1 protein-coding gene is annotated in these 519 nt (G+C 41.6%); it reads right to left on the reverse strand.

The window, feature by feature from the left end; all coding sequences use genetic code 11:
* Window positions 1-519: M23 family metallopeptidase (locus IV71_RS08150; protein ID WP_234781187.1), on the reverse strand; the 519-nt coding region annotated here is incomplete at both ends.

The raw sequence follows: 519 nt of genomic DNA on the forward strand, positions 1-519 counted from the left end.
GCCGTAGTATGAGTACTTATTATCAGTCTGTTGAATAATAACCACGTATTCGTCACTGTTATGGTTGACAGCAACGACCTTCCCGTCATGAACGGCATATACCCATGACACTTCATCACCATTCTTAATGGCATCATCGGTTAATCCTTGATTTTGAAAATCAACACCGTTATGGTCATGGTCAGTTGAATTAGGTGTGTATGACGGATAAGTTCCTGTTCCCAAACTATATGTCCCTTTGACCGGTAATACGTACCCGTCACTACCTGAAGAACTACCATCATCCGAACTAGAACAACTGTCATCTGATGAATTACTGTCCGAAGAACTACCGGAGGAAGCGGCTGCTTTCGCACTAATTAAAGAAGGATTGGCAGAGATTGAATCACCACCAAATTGTTTATAAAATTCTTCAGCGTCATTTTCAATTTGAGAATGTTTTGTTTGTTGCTCATCATCGGCACTCAGTCCTTCATATTTTTCCGACCAATCATCAGCGGCTTGTGAAGCGCTTGAAGC

The organism is Fructobacillus fructosus KCTC 3544, from assembly GCF_001438695.1.
GTDB classification, from domain to species: domain Bacteria; phylum Bacillota; class Bacilli; order Lactobacillales; family Lactobacillaceae; genus Fructobacillus; species Fructobacillus fructosus.